Annotated in this window: 15 protein-coding genes; 10 read left to right on the plus strand and 5 right to left on the minus strand. The window is 71.8% G+C overall.

Going from position 1 to position 17,763, the window contains the following annotated elements; genetic code table 11:
- Positions 1–135 precede the first annotated feature (135 nt).
- A complete protein-coding gene (locus DBP14_RS12685) occupies positions 136–723 on the minus strand; it encodes a sigma-70 family RNA polymerase sigma factor (RefSeq protein ID WP_129307348.1) in 588 nt (195 codons plus the stop codon).
- Between the two features lie 806 nt (positions 724–1,529).
- Positions 1,530–2,141 (minus strand): response regulator transcription factor, encoded by a 612-nt coding sequence (locus DBP14_RS12690; protein WP_003948568.1) that lies wholly within the window; start codon positions 2,139–2,141, stop codon positions 1,530–1,532.
- A 381-nt stretch (positions 2,142–2,522) separates the two neighbouring features.
- On the opposite strand from DBP14_RS12690, the gene DBP14_RS12695 reads away from it, so the two are divergent.
- On the plus strand, positions 2,523–2,852 hold the full coding sequence (locus tag DBP14_RS12695; protein ID WP_129307349.1) for a WhiB family transcriptional regulator: 330 nt from the start codon (positions 2,523–2,525) through the stop codon (positions 2,850–2,852).
- A gap of 126 nt (positions 2,853–2,978) precedes the next feature.
- Here the strand turns inward: DBP14_RS12695 and DBP14_RS12700 are convergent, their stop codons facing one another.
- The gene (locus DBP14_RS12700; protein WP_129307350.1) at positions 2,979–3,887 is read right to left on the minus strand and encodes a LysR family transcriptional regulator; all 909 of its coding nucleotides are present in this window, start codon (positions 3,885–3,887) and stop codon (positions 2,979–2,981) included.
- Between the two features lie 80 nt (positions 3,888–3,967).
- On the opposite strand from DBP14_RS12700, the gene DBP14_RS12705 reads away from it, so the two are divergent.
- The 3 genes from DBP14_RS12705 (at position 3,968) to DBP14_RS12715 (ending at position 6,382) form a co-directional block, all read left to right on the plus strand.
- Positions 3,968–4,636 carry an MOSC domain-containing protein gene (locus DBP14_RS12705; RefSeq protein ID WP_129307351.1) on the plus strand — a complete coding sequence of 223 codons (669 nt, stop codon included), beginning with the start codon at positions 3,968–3,970 and terminating at the stop codon, positions 4,634–4,636.
- A 145-nt stretch (positions 4,637–4,781) separates the two neighbouring features.
- The gene (locus DBP14_RS12710) at positions 4,782–5,555 is read left to right on the plus strand and encodes an SDR family oxidoreductase (protein ID WP_129307352.1); all 774 of its coding nucleotides are present in this window, start codon (positions 4,782–4,784) and stop codon (positions 5,553–5,555) included.
- Positions 5,556–5,674: 119 nt separating this feature from the next.
- A complete protein-coding gene (locus DBP14_RS12715; protein WP_129307353.1) occupies positions 5,675–6,382 on the plus strand; it encodes an ester cyclase in 708 nt (235 codons plus the stop codon).
- 46 nt (positions 6,383–6,428) lie between these two features.
- Here DBP14_RS12715 and DBP14_RS12720 read toward each other — a convergent pair whose 3' ends face one another.
- Both DBP14_RS12720 and DBP14_RS12725 read right to left on the minus strand, forming a co-directional pair.
- Positions 6,429–9,044, minus strand: coding sequence for a hypothetical protein (locus tag DBP14_RS12720; protein WP_129307354.1), 2,616 nt, complete (start codon positions 9,042–9,044; stop codon positions 6,429–6,431).
- A 260-nt stretch (positions 9,045–9,304) separates the two neighbouring features.
- Entirely contained in the window at positions 9,305–9,934 is a 630-nt protein-coding gene (locus DBP14_RS12725; RefSeq protein WP_129307355.1) for a TetR/AcrR family transcriptional regulator, read from the minus strand.
- Between the two features lie 91 nt (positions 9,935–10,025).
- Between DBP14_RS12725 and DBP14_RS12730 the strand changes: the two genes are divergently transcribed.
- From DBP14_RS12730 to DBP14_RS12755, 6 genes are all read left to right on the plus strand, one after another.
- On the plus strand, positions 10,026–10,439 hold the full coding sequence (locus tag DBP14_RS12730; RefSeq protein ID WP_129307356.1) for a DUF4345 domain-containing protein: 414 nt from the start codon (positions 10,026–10,028) through the stop codon (positions 10,437–10,439).
- A gap of 330 nt (positions 10,440–10,769) precedes the next feature.
- The gene (sbnA, locus tag DBP14_RS12735) at positions 10,770–11,759 is read left to right on the plus strand and encodes a 2,3-diaminopropionate biosynthesis protein SbnA (RefSeq protein ID WP_241740890.1); all 990 of its coding nucleotides are present in this window, start codon (positions 10,770–10,772) and stop codon (positions 11,757–11,759) included.
- A gap of 105 nt (positions 11,760–11,864) precedes the next feature.
- Complete coding sequence (gene sbnB, locus DBP14_RS12740; RefSeq protein ID WP_129307358.1) at positions 11,865–12,866, plus strand: 2,3-diaminopropionate biosynthesis protein SbnB; 1,002 nt, start codon at positions 11,865–11,867, stop codon at positions 12,864–12,866.
- Positions 12,863–14,998, plus strand: coding sequence for an FAD/NAD(P)-binding protein (locus DBP14_RS12745; protein WP_241740891.1), 2,136 nt, complete (start codon positions 12,863–12,865; stop codon positions 14,996–14,998). Before sbnB ends, DBP14_RS12745 begins: the two co-directional genes overlap by 4 nt.
- Positions 14,995–16,197: a PLP-dependent aspartate aminotransferase family protein gene (locus DBP14_RS12750; RefSeq protein WP_129307360.1), complete on the plus strand. Its 1,203-nt coding sequence runs from the start codon at positions 14,995–14,997 to the stop codon at positions 16,195–16,197. The genes DBP14_RS12745 and DBP14_RS12750 overlap by 4 nt, the downstream gene beginning before the upstream one ends.
- The gene (locus DBP14_RS12755; RefSeq protein WP_129307361.1) at positions 16,194–17,528 is read left to right on the plus strand and encodes a benzoate/H(+) symporter BenE family transporter; all 1,335 of its coding nucleotides are present in this window, start codon (positions 16,194–16,196) and stop codon (positions 17,526–17,528) included. Before DBP14_RS12750 ends, DBP14_RS12755 begins: the two co-directional genes overlap by 4 nt.
- The last annotated feature ends 235 nt before the right edge of the window (positions 17,529–17,763 follow it).

Raw genomic sequence — 17,763 nt, forward strand, 5'->3', positions numbered from 1 at the left:
TGATCGGTGCGGATGTCCATGCTAACGGGAAGCGGCGTTAGCAAATTCCACGGTGCGAGACGCCTTCGGGCTTCGTATGTTCGTACGATGACGTGTTCGTACGACGATGCTGCGGCTCTGGGCCCCGTGCGCCCCCTACTGTTCGGCGAGCGCCCTCAGGCGGCTCAGGGCGCGGTGCTGGGCGACCCGGACCGCGCCGGGTGACATTCCCAACATCTGGCCCGTCTCCTCCGCCGTCAGGCCCACGGCGATGCGCAGGAGGAGCAGTTCGCGCTGGTTCTCCGGCAGGTTGGCGAGCAGCTTCTTGGCCCACTCGGCGTCGCTGCTGAGCAGGGCGCGCTCCTCGGGGCCGAGGGAGTCGTCCGGCCGCTCGGGCATCTCGTCGGAGGGCACCGCCGTGGAGCCGGGGTGCCGCATGGCGGCGCGCTGCAGGTCGGCGACCTTGTGGGAGGCGATGGCGAAGACGAACGCCTCGAAGGGGCGGCCGGTGTCCCGATAGCGCGGCAGCGCGAGCAGGACGGCGACGCAGACCTCCTGCGCGAGGTCCTCCACGAAGTGGCGCGCGTCGCCCGGGAGCCGGGACAGCCGCGTGCGGCAGTAGCGCAGCGCGAGGGGGTGGACGCGGGCCAGCAGGTCGTGCGTGGCCTGCTCGTCCCCGTCGACGGCACGATGCACGAGACCGCCGATCACCCCGTGGGCCGTGCCGGCCTCGTCGTCGCGCATCGGTCCATCGTGCACTGTGGCCGTCCGGTCCGTCGCATCGTGCTCGTGGTTGTGCACCGAAGCGTTATGAGCAGGTGCGCCGGCACTCATTCCTCGCGCCCTCCCCTTCCGCTCGACCGACTTGTCCCCGAGAGACTCCACCTCTCAAGCATGCGGCATCGCCGCGAAAACGGTGTCCCTCCGGGGGTTGGCCGCGGGTTCAGTGCGACCAGGTGCACACGCGCGGGTCCGTTGCGGCTGGTCGCGCCCCCGCGACGGAGCGGCATCGACACGGCCCCGGGCCCCTTGGGGGTGGCCCTGCCCGGTGAGTGAGTGCCGGTGCGTTGTGGCTTGTCGCGCAGTTCCCCGCGCCCCTGGGTGGGCTCAGCCGCCCGGCGTCAGCAGGTGACCGGCATTCTGCTCACGATGCCTTGCGGCCGGTGGGCGGCTGCGGGTCCGTTGTGGCTTGTCGCGCAGTTCCCCGCGTCCCTGGCTGGGCTCAGCCGCCCGGCGTTCGGTAGATACCGGGCATTCGTCTCACCCTGCCTTTCGGCCCGCTGGTGGCTGACGGTTCGCTCCGGCTGGTCGCGCCCACGCGGCGGAGCCGCAGATCGACACGGCCCCGCGCATCGGCATCACATGCAGCGCTTCAGGACGCCGGGCGAGTGAGCCTACCCAAGGGGCGCGGGGAACTGCGCGACCGGGCACAACGGACCCGCAGCCGCCCACCGGCCGTAAGGCACACCGCGTGGGCGCGACCAGCCGCGACGGAGTCGCAGCCGCACCCCGGCCGAAACACAGCACGGCCGGGGTTGCCGCCCAGGCGTTCAGCGGACCAGGCCCCAGCGGAAGCCGAGGGCCACGGCGTGGGCCCGGTCGGAGGCGCCGAGCTTCTTGAACAGGCGCCGCGCATGGGTCTTCACGGTGTCCTCGGAGAGGAACAGCTCGCGGCCGATCTCGGCGTTGGAGCGCCCGTGGCTCATACCCTCCAGTACCTGGATCTCGCGCGCGGTGAGCGTCGGCGCCGCCCCCATCTCCGCCGAGCGGAGCCGGCGCGGCGCAAGCCGCCAGGTCGGGTCGGCGAGCGCCTGCGTCACCGTGGCCCGCAGCTCCGCGCGGGAGGCGTCCTTGTGGAGGTAGCCACGCGCGCCCGCCGCCACCGCGAGCGCGACGCCGTCCAGGTCCTCGGCGACCGTGAGCATGATGATCCGGGCGCCCGGGTCGGCGGACAGCAGCCGCCGTACAGTCTCCACGCCGCCCAGACCGGGCATGCGTACGTCCATCAGAATCAGGTCGGAACGGTCGGCGCCCCAGCGGCGGAGGACTTCCTCGCCGTTGGCCGCCGTCGTCACGCGCTCGACGCCGGGCACGGTCGCGACCGCGCGACGGAGTGCTTCTCGGGCAAGCGGGGAGTCGTCGCAGACGAGGACGGATGTCATGACCGCCCTCCGCAGCTGATGCGCGTCACCTTGAGCCTCCAGGCTGGTACGGAATCGTCACCTGTGCGGTCGACCGTCTCGGACGCCTGCCCGAGCTCTTGTGTTTTCAACCGCCTCCGCACTCTCAACGACGGTCACTCGAAAGAGTTACGGGGCCGCGTGCCGTCTTCGGCACTCTATGTGAGGGCGCGCACACGGTGCAGACATGCGCGTCGGACTCTCAACTTTTCATCACAACCTATGCCCCATTCAGACCCTTTTCTTCCCGTTCAGTGGTGTCCGGGGCTAGATTCGCAATGAGTCATATTTTCATCTCCTTAGACCGGAGATGTACGGTCGTTGGCACCGTATCCGCCCAGAACGGCTACAAGGGGTCACGTAATGGCAGATTTCTCCCGCCTTCCCGGACCGAACGCGGACCTGTGGGACTGGCAGCTGCTCGCTGCCTGCCGCGGGGTGGACAGCTCTCTCTTCTTTCACCCGGAGGGCGAGCGCGGGGCGGCTCGGAGCGCTCGCGAGAACTCGGCCAAGGAGGTCTGCATGAGGTGCCCGGTCCGTGCGCAGTGCGCGGCGCACGCGCTGGCGGTACGCGAGCCGTACGGCGTGTGGGGCGGCCTGACCGAGGACGAGCGCGAGGAGCTGATGGGACGGGCACGCAACCGCCTGGTGACCGCGTCGGCCACCGGTGGGGGTGTCTCTCCCGACCACTGAAGGAACGTTTCCGCATCCACGGCAGTCCGGATGCGGCCGCCATCCGCACCACAGGGGCACGCGCACGCGTGCCCCTGTTCTCATGCCCCCTTGGAGCGCCCCGTTCTCATGCCTCCGGCGAGCGCCTCATGCCCCCTGGGAGCGCCCCGCCGCCCGCGCCAGCTGTTCCAGCGTCGCCGCCACCGCCGGCACCTGGGCCAGGTCGGGCAGGGTGAGGGCGACGATCTCCCGCCGGACCGACGGTTCCAGCGTCACCGTCCGCACCCCCCGGGGCCGTACCGACTCGACCGCCAGCTGGGGCAGCACGGCGACGCCCAGGCCCGCGCCCACGAGGCCCACCACGGCCGGGTAGTCGTCCGTGGCGAAGTCGATGCGGGGCGTGAAGCCGGCGCTCTCGCACACCTCCACCAGCTGGCCCCGGCAGCGCGGGCAGCCCGCGATCCAGGGCTCCTCGGCCAGCTCGGCGATGGCGACGGACCCCGCGCGCGCGAGGCGGTGCCGCTCGGGCACCAGGCCGACCAGACGGTCCGTCAGCAGCGGGCGTACGACGAGGTCGTCCCAGTCCTCCGCGACCGCCGCGCCCTCATAGCGGAAGGCCAGCGCCAGGTCGCAGTCGCCCTCGCGCAGCAGCGCCGCCGACTTCGGGGGCTCGGCCTCCTCCAGGGAGACGCGGGTGCCGGGGTGGGCGGCGCGCAGGGCGGCCAGCGCGGTGGGGACCAGGGTGGAGCTGCCGCTGGGGAAGGAGACCAGCCGGACCCGGCCCGCGCGCAGGCCGGCGATGGCGGCGACCTCCTCCTCGGCGGCGGTGAGTCCGGCGAGGATCCCCGAGGCGTGCCGGACAAGGGCCTCGCCGGCCTGGGTCAGGCGCATCTCGCGGCCGTTGCGGACGAGCAGCGGGGTGCCCACGGAGGCCTCCAGCGCCTTCATCTGCTGGCTGACGGCGGGCTGGGTGCAGCCCAGCTCCCGGCCCGCCGCCGAGAAGGAGCCGGTGGTGGCGACGGCGCGCAGGACACGGAGATGACGGGCCTCTATCACCCCTCAAGCATAAGCCAGGCTTGGACATGTCTCGCGATATTCACTCGACGCTTTGAGGTGGCGTCCCGTACCGTGCGGTCATGGAGCTTCTCTCGGTCAATCTGGGCCGTCCGCAGCCGGTGCCGTACACGGACCAGGCGGAGGGTGTCACGGGCATCGACAAGCGGCCGGTCGACGGCCCGGTGCGGGTGGCCGCCCCGGGACCGAGCGGCGTCGGCGGCAGCGGCCTGGCCGGGGACGCGGTGTGCGAACTGCGGTATCACGGCGGTGACGACCAGGCGGTGTACGCGTTCGCGCGCGCGGACCTCGACGAGTGGGAGCGCGAACTCGGCCGGCCGCTGGCCAACGGCCAGTTCGGCGAGAACCTCACGACGGACGGGGTGGACGTCTCCGGGGCGCTGATCGGCGAGCGCTGGATGATCGGCTCCGAGGTGGTCCTGGAGGTGACCTCGGGGCGGGTCCCGTGCCGTACGTTCCAGGGCCATATGGGCGAGCGCGGCTGGGTCAGGAGATTCACCCGGAAGGGCGCGACGGGCGCCTATCTGAGGGTGATCGAACCGGGTGAGATACGGACGGGGGACCCGATCCGGATCGTGTACCGGCCGGAGCACGGGGTGACGGCGGCGATGGAGTTCCGGGCGACGACCACGGAGCACGAGCTGCTGCCCCGCCTGCTGGCCGCGGAGACGGCCCTGCGCGCGAGGTCACTGGCCAAGGCCCGCAAGTACGTGACGCAGAACGGGGGCTGACGAGCCGTCGGGCAGGAGGGGCGACAGCACGGCGGCGACCCGGCCGGCGGCCGGGCTGAGGGGCCGTCAGCACCCGGTGTTCCGGCGGCCCTCCCCCGGCCTCCGGCGAGCGGACGCTGTCAGTCCAGGTCACTACCCTTGCGCCATGACAACGGCTCTGATTACGGGATCGACCGCGGGGATCGGTGCCGCGTTCGCGCGGCGCCTGGCGGCTGACGGGCACGACCTCGTCCTGGTGGCGCGGGACACCCGGAGGCTGCGCGAGCAGGCGACGGAACTGCACGACCGGCACGGCATCGAGGCCGAGGTGCTCACCGCCGACCTGGCCGAGGACAAGGGCATCGAGACGGTGGCCGAGCGCCTCGGTGACCGCCGCAACCCGGTCGACCTGCTGATCAACAACGCCGGTTTCGGAAACAAGGGCCGCTATCTGGACGTGTCGATGGCGGACGAGCTGCGGATGCTCAAGGTGCACTGCGAGGCCGTGCTGCGGCTGACCTCGGCGGCGGCCGAAGCGATGCGGGAGCGCGGGCGCGGCGGGGTCGTCAACGTAGCCTCGGTGGCGGCCTTCGTGCCGAGGGGGACGTACGGCGCCTCCAAGGCGTGGGTCGTGCAGTTCACCCAGGGCGCGGCCCGGGACCTCGCCGGCAGCGGGGTCCGGCTGATGGCCCTGTGCCCCGGGTTCGTGCGCACCGAGTTCCACCAGCGGGCCGGGATGGGCACGGACAACATTCCCGGCTGGATGTGGCTGGACGCGGACAAGCTGGTGACGGCGGCGCTGGCCGACCTCTCGCGCGGGAAGTCGCTGTCGATCCCGGCCGCCCGGTACAAGACGCTGATGGGCCTGGCGAAGGTGGCCCCGCGCGGGCTGCTGGGCGGGATCTCCTCCCGGACGGGCCGCAGGTACGGCCCCCGATAAGCCGCCGGAAGCCGCTGGAAGCCGCTGAACGCCGCAGCGGGGCTCGGCAGGTGAGGACGTCGCTCCGGTGGGAAAATGAGCGGGACGATAACCGGACCACGGGGGCCGGAGGCGGCGTCATGACCTTCGTACAGCTCATCGAGTGCAGGACGAGCCGGCTGGACGAGATGAACCGGCTGATGGACGACTGGGTCGAACAGACCAAAGGAAAGCGGACGGCGACGCACGCGCTGGTCGGCAAGGACCGCTCGGACGCGGCGCACATCGTCGAGGTGGTGGAGTTCCCGTCCTACGAGGAGGCGATGCGGAACTCGCGGCTCCCGGAGACCGGCAAGATCTTCCAGGACATGGTCGCGCTCTGCGAGGAGGCACCGACGTTCACCGATCTGGACGTCGTACGGGACGATCTGCTGGCCGACATCACGGTGCGGCGGTTCTTCGAGGCGATCTCCGCGCCCGGTGAGCTGTCCCCCCTCAACGACCTGCTGGACGAGGACGTCCACAGCCACGACCCGGTCAACCCGCAGGACACGATCGGGCTGGACGCCTGCCGCGCCGAGTTCCGGATGTGGCGGAGCGCGTTCGGCTTCGACGCCGCGGTCGAGGACGTGCTCGCCCAGGGCGACCGGGCCTGCTGCCGCTGGACCGCGAGCGGCTCCCACCAGGGCGACTTCCTGGGCATCCAGCCCACCGGCAAGCAGGTCACCATGACCGGTACGACCATGTTCCGCTTCGGCCCGAACGGCAAGATCGCGGAAATGTGGTGGCAGCACGACACCTTGGGACTGATGCAGCAGTTGGGCGCGCTGGACGCGTTGGAGCAGTGAGGCCCACCCGGCCCGCCCCCACGCCCCAAGACCCGCGTTTCGGGCGCTACGGCGTGGTGGGCGGGGCCGACTGGGTCTGCTGGGGGGCGGGAGGCGGGGTTTCCGGCTGGGCCAGCGTGCCGGCGACCGTGGTGGCGAACGCCGTTGCGGCGGCGACCAGGACTGTGCCGGCCGGGACGGTGATGGAGGAGAGCCGGCGCAGGTTCCTGACCTGCGACCACTTCATTCCGGCGGCCCGCGCCAGCGACCACTCCCACCACAGACCCAGCAGCATGCAGAGCACGAGCGTCTGCCCGGCGGCCCCCGCGCAGCCGGCCGCCATGTCCGACCAGGACGGGTGCGCCGCGTACTGCGGGTCGATGGTGAGAGGCAGCATGGGCAGGACCTCGGCGGGAAGGATCACCAGCATCAGCCGGGCCGCCTTGCCGACCGGGGTGACGCCGCGCAGCAGAGCGTAGAAGTAGCCGAACACGAAGCCGTAGAGCGCCCAGTGGCCGAATCTCAGGACCTTGGACAGCTCGTCGAGGTGGAACGGCATGAAGTAGTCCGCGCCGACGACGCCTCCGGTCACCGCCTTGTACGCCGCCCACGGCAGCGCCAGCAGCAGGGCGCGGCGCGCGCCGGCGAACCCGGCGGACCACGGGGTGCGTCCGGCGTTCGTGCCGAGGGCGTACTGCCGGGCCCGTCGCAGCCGTGACTCGGGGTCGTCGCGGTGACCGGGTACGGCCAGCCGTTCCCAGCGGTCGGTGAATTCGGCCACCTTCATGTCCCCGGCGAGCGAGGACCGTGCGGAGCGCTGGAAGTCGGCCCGGGTGTCCCAGATCAGCTGGGTGACCAGCCACCGTTCCATGAACCGGGCGTGCCCGCGCGCGCTGACCCGCCGCAGCCGCGCGGCGGACTCGGCGGAGCGGGGCGGCAGCAGCACCAGCGAGGCGAGACCCACCCAGAGGACGGCGGCCCCCTCTCCCCACATCGTCAGCGTCCGCAGGCTGGGGCTCCCGTACGCGGTCAGCGTCGCGCACACCAGCAGCAGCCGGCCCACTGGCTCCACGGCACGCCCGGCGCCGCCGAGGTCTCCGCGCCGCCGGAGGTAGAGGAGCTGGAGCACGATCACGCAGACGGTGAGGACGAAGGGCAGCCATGCGGAGTACCCCCCGAACGGGCTGCGCTGGTACGCGGCCCAGTGGGCGTCGCCCCCCGACCCCATCCGCTGGAGTGCGCTGAACGTGGCTTCTCTTGTCGCCGGGACAGGCGTCAGGTCCGCGATCAGGTAGGGAAGGAGCAACAGGGCCCAGAACAGCAGGAAGCAGAGCGCTTGAAGCGGCGGCCCGACAGTACGCCGCAGCGCGGGGGCCAACAGCGAGGCGAGGCAGGCCGCCGTGGGCCAGGTGCAGCAGAGGACGGCCAACTGCCCGCCCAGGGGCATGGACAGGTGCGGCCAGACGGCCATACCGGAAGGTGCGGAAGCGGAGATGAGCCAGCCCGCGCCCTTGATGTACGGGACCTCGCTGAGCCGGTGGGTGAGGAAGGCCGTCCAGACCAGGGCGGCCGCCGTGGGGGCCCAGCGTCGTAGCGCGCTGCCCTTGGGCCGCAAGCGCCCTGCCTGGGCCAGGACGACGAGGAGCAGCGCTGCGGCCGGTACCGCCGTCCAGGTGGCGGACGGCATTTCCTCCCCGGCGGCGGCGAGGAGGAGCAGTGCGCACAGCGGGGACAGGCAACCGGTGAGGAGTGCGGACACCGAGGGTGGTCTGCCGGTCCGCACACGGCGCGTGAACCACCAGAACGCCACCGGCAGCACGTACCACCACCACAGGCCCAGGTAGGCGCCGGGAGCCCAGACGAAGCCGGGCGCCATCGGGGCGACGCCGGAGACGTTGACGACCGTGACGGTGCCGGGCCACTGCAGCGAGATCTGCGGGCCGCCGTAGAGCGCGCACACGACCACGGCCGCCCCGAGCAGCGCCGTCGCCCACTTCCACCTGCGCGGTACGGCGGGACCCGCCGGCCCCGCCACCAGGAGGGCGACGACGGCGGTGATCCCGGCGATGGCGGCCACGAGGGAGGCCAGCAGCTCGGCGCGCGCCTGGTGCCGCTGGACCGGTGGTCCGAACACCTTCACGTCGCGGGTCAGGACGAGCGTGCGGGCGCCGTCCCCCGCCTTGGGCGGCGCCCCGGATGCCCGGCGCAGTCGCCAGGTGAGGGTGGTGCCGTCCTGCGCGTCGACTGGCCCCCGGATGCGGCTGAACGACCACTTGGGCGCGTTCACCGTCATCGTCCAGACGGCCGGATAGCCATCATCCGTGCCGAGCAACTCGCCCACGGGTTCCGGCGCGATCTCAAGTCTCGGCCGACCGGACCGGACGTGCATGTTCGCGGTGGAGCGGAGCCACACGTGCGCGGGCGCCCGCGCGGACTCCTGGGTCACCCTGGTGGTGTCATGGTGCGAACCGTCGTAGACCGGCTGCCTGCCGTCGAGCAGGACGGTGGGGCCGAGGCAGTCCCCCGAACCGTCCGCTCTCAGGGCTGCCAGGGCGGTGCTCCGGGCGGGCAGCGTGTACCGGCAGGTCTGGGTGATCACGACGTCCTGCCGGGCCTCGTCCCAGCCGACCGCGATCAGCACCGTGCCGACGCGCTCGGCCGGCTCGTTCCCGTCCGCCGCCACCGCCCGGCCGCCTGCAGCCGCCAAGCACAGGCACAGGCAGAACAGCCCCAGCAGGAGCCCCGCACCGGCTCTTACCAGCAGGGCGACTCGCGACCGCCCACCCCTCGACCGTCCCACGTCCCCGCCCCCCCGGCCGCAGCACCCCACCCGCCGTGATCCCCGCCGACTCCCGCCGTTGCCGACGATGATGGCCCGGTTCATGCCCGTCCGGGACGCCTTCGACCGAAGACGTGCGTGCGGTGTCCGCGGCCCGGCCCGCGCTAGGCCCCGGTGTCGCTCTGCCGTGACGGCCACTCAGGGGCCGGGTCCTCGGTGAACAGGGGCCGCAGCGCGCCGATGACCGCGCCGACGCAGATGTCGCGCAACTCGGCGCGGGTGCACGTCTCGTGGGTGAGCCAGTCGACGCAGAGGACCCGGACGAAGACCAGCCAGCTCTTGAGGACGCCGGAGACGGCCTCGCGGGTGCGTTCGTCGGCGAGGGGGAGCACGGCCAGCAGCCGGGCACGGAGGGTGTCCAGCTCGTTCGTCATGATCGTCTGGATGACGGGGTCGCCCGCGAGGACGCGGTTGGCCGTGAGGACCGCGCTGCGGTTGGCGACGAAGTAGTCGAGGTGGACGTCCATGCCCTGGACGAGCTGCTCCACCAGGGAGTCGGCCGGATCGAGCCGGGTCTCGGCGAGCAGCCGGTCGGCGGCCTCCTGGTAGACGGCCGCGAACAGGGCGTGCTTGCTGGGGAAGTGACGGTAGAGCAGGGCCCGGGAGACGCGGGCCTCCTCGGCGACCTCCTCCATCAGCACGTCGTCGTAGGGACGGGCCGCGAAGAGCCGCGCTCCGACGGCGAGGAGCTGCGCGCGGCGGTCGGCGGGGCTGAGTCGCTGGCGGGGAGGCACGCGCCAAGGTTACTTGACACGTGTCTACCAGCGGCCGCAGGCTGCTAGTAGACATGTGTCAACCAGACGGCCGGTACGGTTCGGAGGGATCATGGCAAGGGCTCTGCGTACGCTCACCCAGCTGATGGGTTGGTCCTCTGTGGCGATCGGCCTGTTCCACGTGGCCCTCGGCAACGCGGCCATCCCCGGGGCCGGTTCGGCCGGCACGACGATCGACAGCTGGGGGCGGTTCATGGGCTCCAGCTTCGTCGGGTACGGGCTGGCGTGGATCTGGGCCGCGCGGCAGCGGCCGATCCCGGCGGCAGTCGTGCGATGGCTGGCCGGTGTCTTCCTGCTGGGCGCGGCGGGCCGCTTCCTCTCCCTCGCGGTGGCCGGCCGGCCGCAGTGGTTCCAGCTCGCGCTCACCGCGATCGAGGTCGCCCTGCCCCCCGTCTTCTTCTGGCTGGCCGACGCGGAGGAGCGGACCGAGCGCGTCGCCGCGGAGCCGGCGCCCGCCGGGCGCTGAAACACGCCGCTGGACTGCTGGGCCCGACGCCCGGGTTAAGCACGGAATAAGGAATTCCGTCACGTGGTGGCGGAATTCTTAATTCCTTTTGGTCGTCCGGTAATTGTTCGCCGCTCAACTTCTTTCGGATGCTGAAATTGGTTGATTCCAGGCACCATCGCGTGTCAGGATTGATATGGCCGCACAGCGAACGGGGGTTCGCGGCCACAGGGGGAACAGAGAACACCCTTCTGCATGCGCACACCCGGCGTTCACCGCCGACAAGCCCACGGAGCAGCCGCAGTCGGCGCATCGCCCTGCGCTCGCCCCGACTCCACGGTTTGGAATCTTGTGATAGCGGAAGAAGTCTACGATCTCGTACTGGACGACGTCTTCGTCCGACTCGACCAACTCGTACCGGGAAGCTCGCTCTATCTGAAACTGGAAGGCCTGAATCCGGCAGGCTCCGTCAAACTCAAGACGGCGATAGCGCTCGTCCGCGACGCCGAGGAGCAGGTCGCGAAATCGGGCCGCACCTTTCCGCGGACCAAACTGATCGAATCGACCTCCGGGAACCTCGGGGTCGCGCTGGCCATGGTCTGCGCTGCCAAGGGCTACGCGCTCACCTGCGTCACCGATCCGAACGCCAACCGCCAGTCGGTCCAGCTGATGCGGACGCTCGGCGCCGAGGTCGTCGTCATCGACGCCCCCGACGCGAACGGCGGCTTCCTGCAGTCCCGGATCGACTACATCAGGCGGCGCCTGCGCCGCGACCCGCACACGCACTGGCTCAACCAGTACGCCAACCCCGCGGGCCCCCAGGCCCACCGGGACCGCACCGGCCGGGCCATCTTCGAGCACATCGGCCACGCCGACTACGTGTTCGTCGGCGCCGGAACCACGGGGACCCTGATGGGCTGCGGGGCGTACCTGCGCCGGCACAGCCCCACCACCCGCATCGTCGCCGTCGACAGCGTCGGCTCGGTGACCTTCGGCGGCCCGCCCGCCCGGCGGCACATCCCCGGGCTCGGCACCAGCAGACGGCCCGAGATCCTCGACCCGGCCCTGGTGGACGACCTCGTGCTCGTCCCCGAATCCGCCTCCGTCGACATGTGCCACGCCCTCGCCAGAGAACGCGGACTGCTCTTCGGCGGCTCGACGGGCACCGTCCTCGCCGCCGTGCAGATGGCCGCGAAAGACATCCCGGACGGCAGCATCGTGGTGGCCATTTCGCCGGACTTCGGCGACCGCTATCTCGACACCCTCTACGACGACCGATGGGTGTCCGAGCGCTGGCCCGCGGAGATCGACGCGGAAATGAGCACCGGCATCGGCGCCTGAGTCGACAACGAAACCGACACCGAAATCGACGCCGAAATCGTCGGCGAAATCAACAGCGACATCGACAGTGCGATATCTCGGGCGCGCGCCCGAGAAGGGGGAAAAGTGTTCGACTTCGACATCGTCACGGGTAAAGCCGTGCGCGAAATCCTGCTGAATTCCCGCAGTACGGTCCTGGACATCGTGGAACGCGCGTACGTCGCCCACGAGCGGGGCGACTCCGTCAACCCCGACAGCTATTTCCTGCGCTTCCCCGACAAGCCGGACTCGCGGATCATCGCGCTGCCCGCCTTCCTCGGCGACGATGTACAGCTGGCCGGCATCAAGTGGATCGCCAGCTTCCCCAAGAACACCGCGTCCGGTCTCCCCCGGGCCTCGGCGGTCCTCGTCCTCAACGACTACGAGACCGGCTACCCGGTCGCCTGCCTCGAAGCCGCCGGGATCAGCGCCGCGCGCACCGCCGCCTCGGCCGCCGTGGCCGCCCGCACCCTGCGGCCCGGCGGCTACCCGGGCACCACCATCGCGGTCGTGGGCGGCGGAGTCATCGCCCGCACCATCTGCGACTACCTGCACGCGGCGGGCTGCGCCCCGGACTCCTACGTGGTCCACGACATCGACGAGGCGTCCGGCCGGGCGCTCGCCGACCACATCCGCATCACCCAGGGCCGCCCCGCCTCGTTCACCGCCGACCGGGACACCGCCCTGGCCGCGGACACCGTCGTGTTCGCCACGACGGCGCTCGAACCGTACGTGACCACGCCGTTCCGCGCGGACCAGGTCGTCCTGAACATCTCCCTGCGGGATCTCGCGCCCGAAGTGGTCCTGGCCGCCGACAACATCCTCGACGACGTCGAGCACTGCCTGAAGGCCGGCACCTCCCCGCATCTGGCCGAACAGCTCTCCGGCTCCCGCTCGTTCGTCACCGGCACCCTCGCGGGCGTACTGAACGGCGGGGTGACGCTCACCCCCGGCCGGCCGGTGATCTTCTCCCCGTTCGGACTCGGCGTCCTCGACCTGGCCGTCGGCGCCCACGTCCTCACGCAGGCACGCGCCGACGGAACGGCGCTCGCGGTGCCGGACTTCTTCGGGGAGACGAGCCGGTGGTGACGACGACAGAGGTGGTGACGACGACAGAGGGTCCTTCCCCGACCCCGGCGCCCGCGTCGGTGGTGATCATCGGGGCGGGGTCGCGCGGGCTCGGTCTGCTGGAACGGCTGATCTCCCACACCCTCGCCCACCCGTTCCCGCTCGTCGTGCACCTGGTGGACCCCGGCCTCCCGGGCCCCGGGTTCCACCGCGCCGACGACCCCGACCACCTGCTGCTGAACACCGTCTGCGCACAGCTCACGGCGTTCGCGGACACGGACATGGTCGACGGCCCCGCACCACTGTCCGGGCCGTCGCTCCACACCTGGTGCCTGGAGCGCGACCTGCGCCTGGACGAGGACGGGTTCACCGTACGGCCCGGCCGCGGACGGCAGATCAGGCCCAACGACTTCCTGCCCCGCCGGCTGCTGAGCGAGTACCTCACCTGGGCCGCGCAGCGCATCACGGAGGCCGCGCCCGACTGCCTGACCCTGGTCCGGCACGCGACCACGGCGACCGACGTCCTCTCCGGTGACTCGGACGGGGCAGCCGGTGACGCCGACCGGGCAACCGGTGACCCCGCCGGGGCGGCCGGTGACGCCGACGGGGCGGCCGGTGACGCCCGCGAGACGGTCGTACTCGCCGACGGCGGCCGTATCACCGCCGACGCCGTCTTCGTCACCGTCGGACACCATTCCCTCCACGTGCCGCCACCGCCCGCGGACGCGCCGCGGTCGATCGGCCGCCCCTATCCGCTGCCCGACGCCGTCGAGTCGGTCGCCCCCGGCGACCGGGTCGCGGTCCTCGGCACCGGGCTGACGGCCATGGACGTGATCGCCACCCTCACCGTGGGCCGCGGCGGCCGGCACGTCCGCGACGGTGAACGGCTGCGCTACGAACGCGGCGGCCGCGAACCCCTCATCGTGCTGGCCAACCGCTCCGGGCTGCCCGCACGGAGCCGGCCGCACCTCAACCCCGGCCGGATCCGCCCCGTACCGATCGCGCTGACCGAGCAGCGGCTGGCCGCACTGCGCGCACAGCGTCCGGACGGCAGGCTGCGCTTCACCAAGGACGTCCTGCCGCTGGTCGTCGCCGAGATGGAACTCGCCTGGTACCGCACCCTGCTGGCCCGGGCGCTGGGCGGACGCCCGGCCGACGCCGAGCGCGCCGCCGCCGAACTGGCGGACGACGCACGCGAGTCTGGCTTCGAGCGGCAACTCGACGCACTGCGCGCACGGTTCGGCCCGGCTCCGGTCCGCGACCTGCTGACCGGTACGGCCACGCCCCCCGCGGACGCCACCGAGGCTCCCGCCCGCTCATGGCCCGGGCCCGACGACTACGCCGCCCACTTCACCACCGCGATCGAGGACGACCTCGCGGAGGCACGGGCCGGCCTCGGGGTCAGTCCGCTGAAGGAGGCCCTGGAAGTCCTGCGCGACCACCGTGACATCCTGCGCGCCGCCGTCGACGCGCCGGGACTGGACGAGGAGTCGTCGGCGTACTTCTTCGGCACCTTCGCCCCGCTGGTGAACCGCCTGGTGATCGGCCCGCAGCTCGACCGCTCGGCGGAGCTCCTCTCCCTGCTCGACGCGGGCGTGGTGCGGCTCGGGCCCGGGCCCGCGCCGAAGGTCGTCCCGCCGTCCGGCGGCGGCCCCTGGCGGCTGGAGTCGACCCTGCTGGAGCAGCACACCGCCGTGGAGGTCGACCACGTGGTGCACGCCCATGTCGCCGAGCCCGCTGCCGAGTTGGTGACCGGCTCCCTGCTGCGCCGCCTGGTCCGGGCCGGCCGCGCCCGCACGCGCACCGCGGGCCGGGCCAACCTGCCGGGGCTGGACGTCAACCGGCAGGGCCAGGGCATCTGCCGGACCGGCGCGGTCCAGCCCCGCCTGTTCTTCCTGGGCCCGCACACGGAGGGCTCCAGCTACTACAACCACTACGTCCCCTCCCCCGGCGCACCTTCGCGTGCGCTGAAGGACGCGGAACTGGCCCTCACCACGGCACTGCCGGAGCTGACCGGACACCAGACCGACACCGGACACCGGACCGACAGCGCACATAGGACCGACAGCGGACATCCCGCCACCGGACACCGAACCACCGGGCGCCCCGCCACCGACCGCCGGCCGACCGAGACCGACAAGAGGAACCGATGAGCAACCACGAGAAGTACACCCCCTGGACGCACACGTACCACGTGGAGACCCGGGCCGCCCAGGGAGACGGCTGGCGCTCCCCCACCACCGGCGCCGTGCCGCCCGCCATCAGCATGGGCGCCACGTACGCCCGCGACGACCAGTACCGCACCCCGGCGGGCCTGGCCTATCTGCGGGACCAGGGCGCGCCGGGATACGAGCAGGTCGAGGACGTGGTGGCGGCCCTGGAGGGCGGCTCCCGGGGACTGCTGTTCTCCTCCGGGATGGCCGCGGCGACCGCCGTCTTCCAGGTACTGCCCGCCGGTTCCCGGGTCGTCGTACCGCGGACGATGTACTTCGGGCTCACCAAGTGGCTCCTGGAGTTCGGTACGGAGCACGGTCTCGACGTGGTCCAGGTGCCGATGGACGACCTGGACGCGGTCGCCGCCGCGGTGTCCGCCGCCCCGACCCGCCTGGTGTGGGCGGAGTCCCCGGCGAACCCGACGTGGACGGTGACGGACATCGCCGCGGTCGGCAGGCTGGCGCGGGAGGCCGGAGCCCTGTTCGGCGTCGACAACACCGTGCCCACACCCGTCCACTCCAAGCCCTTCGGGCTGGGCGCCGACATCGTCATGCACTCCGGGACCAAGTACCTCAACGGTCACACCGACGTGGTGGCTGGCCTGCTGGTCCTGGCGCCGGAACCGGGCGAGCGGGCCGCCGCGCTGTGGGAGCGGCTGCAGCTGCACCGCAGGCTCACCGGCCCGATGCTCGGACCGCTGGAGACCTATCTCCTCATGCGCGGCATACGCACCCTGTTCCCCCGGATGCGGCAGATCTCGGCCACCGCGCAGGCCCTCGCCGAGCACTTCGCCGAGCACCCGCTGATCCGCAAGGTCGCCTACCCGGGGCTGCCCGGCGACCCCGGCCACACCGTCGCCGCCCGACAGATGACCGGCGGATTCAGCGGCATGCTCTCCCTGCACGTGGACGGGGAGTGGCAGCGTTCGCTGCGCACCGCCCAGAACTGCGAACTGTTCATTCGAGCCACTTCTCTGGGCGGGGTGGAAAGCCTCATCGAACACCGCTATACCTTCGAGGGTCCGGACAGCACCTCCCCCAAGGACATGCTGCGCATCTCGGTGGGCCTGGAGAATCCGGCGGACCTCGTCGCCGACCTCGAACAGGCCCTGGAGCGGGCCGTGAAGGAAGACCGTTGAACCCTGAGACCCGCACCCCCCACCCCCCGGCATCCGGCCCCCCACTGGACGGCAGTCCGCCGGACGGCACCCCGCGGGACGGCACCCCGTCCGGCGGGGAGGCCGCGCCGGCCACCGACGACCCGTCGGCCAAGGACGGCGGCGAACACCGGCCGGGGCTCTGGCGCGACGCGTCCGTCTCCGCCGTGCTCGCCGGGTTCATCGCCGTCGTGGTGTCGTACTCGGGGCCGCTGGTCATCGTGCTGGCCGCCGCGTCCCGGGGGCATCTGAGCACCGGCCAGACCAGTTCCTGGGTCTGGGCCATCTCCATCGGCAGCGGTCTGACCTGCATCGGCCTCAGCCTGCGCACCCGGATGCCGGTCATCACCGCCTGGTCCACACCGGGCGCGGCCCTGCTGGTCACGAGCCTCGGCGCGTACTCCTACGGCGAGGCGATCGGCGCGTTCCTGGTCAGCGGCGTGGTGATCGCGGCGGTCGGACTGACCGGGGTCTTCGGGCGGCTGATGCGGCACGTGCCGTCGGCGGTGGTCTCCGCGATGCTCGCGGGCATCCTGTTCTCGTTCGGGACGGGAGTGTTCACCTCGCTCAAGTCCGCCCCGTATATCGCGGGTTCGGTGCTGGTCGTGTATCTGCTCGGCAAGCGGCTGGCTCCCCGCTACGCGGTGCTGGCCGCGCTGGCGGCGGGCGTGGTGGCCGCGGCGGCCACGTCGAAGCTCCATGTGCACCTGGACGGCGTCGGACTGGCCACCCCGGTGTTCACCGCGCCGCACTTCTCCGTCGCCTCCCTGATCGGCATCGCCGTACCGCTGACCCTGGCGACGCTCGGCTCGCAGAACGCCCCCGGCATGGGAGTGCTGGCCGCCGCCGGCTACCGGGCGGACGACCGGCTGCTCATCGGCTCCACCGGCCTGGTCTCCACCGTCCTGGCGCCGTTCGGTTCGCACGCGATCAACCTGGCCGCCATCACGGCCGCCATCTGCACCGGCCCGGAGGCCCACCAGGACACCCGCCGCCGCTACGTGGCCGGCGTCTCCTGCGGCGCCTTCTACCTCCTGATCGGCCTGTTCGGCTCCACCCTGGTGGTGCTGTTCGCCGGCCTGCCCAAGGAACTCATCGCCGCGATCGCCGGCGTAGCCCTGTTCGGCGCCCTGGCCGGCGGTCTCACCGGAGCGATGACCGAGGAGAAGGACCGCGAAGCCGCCCTCATCACCTTCCTCGCCACCGCCTCAGGAATCACCCTCCACGGAATCGGCTCAGCCTTCTGGGGCCTGTTGTTCGGCATGCTGACCCACTTGGTCCTGACCCGCCTACGCAAGAGCAGCGCCCCGTAAGGGGCGCGGGGCTGTGTCGATTTGCGGCTACCGCCGCGTGGGCGCGACAAGCCACAACGGCGCCGCACCCGGGCAACGAACCGTGCCCCGTAAGGGGCGCGGGGAACTGCGCGACAAGCCACAACGGCGCCGCACCCGGCAACGAACCCCCCGGGGGCAGACGCCCAACCGAACAAGAACAAAAACACCGGTGCCCAGCCCCCCGCAGGGGACTGGGCACCGTACCTTCAGCGCA

It is taken from the genome of Streptomyces sp. L2 (assembly GCF_004124325.1).
Lineage (GTDB): Bacteria > Actinomycetota > Actinomycetes > Streptomycetales > Streptomycetaceae > Streptomyces.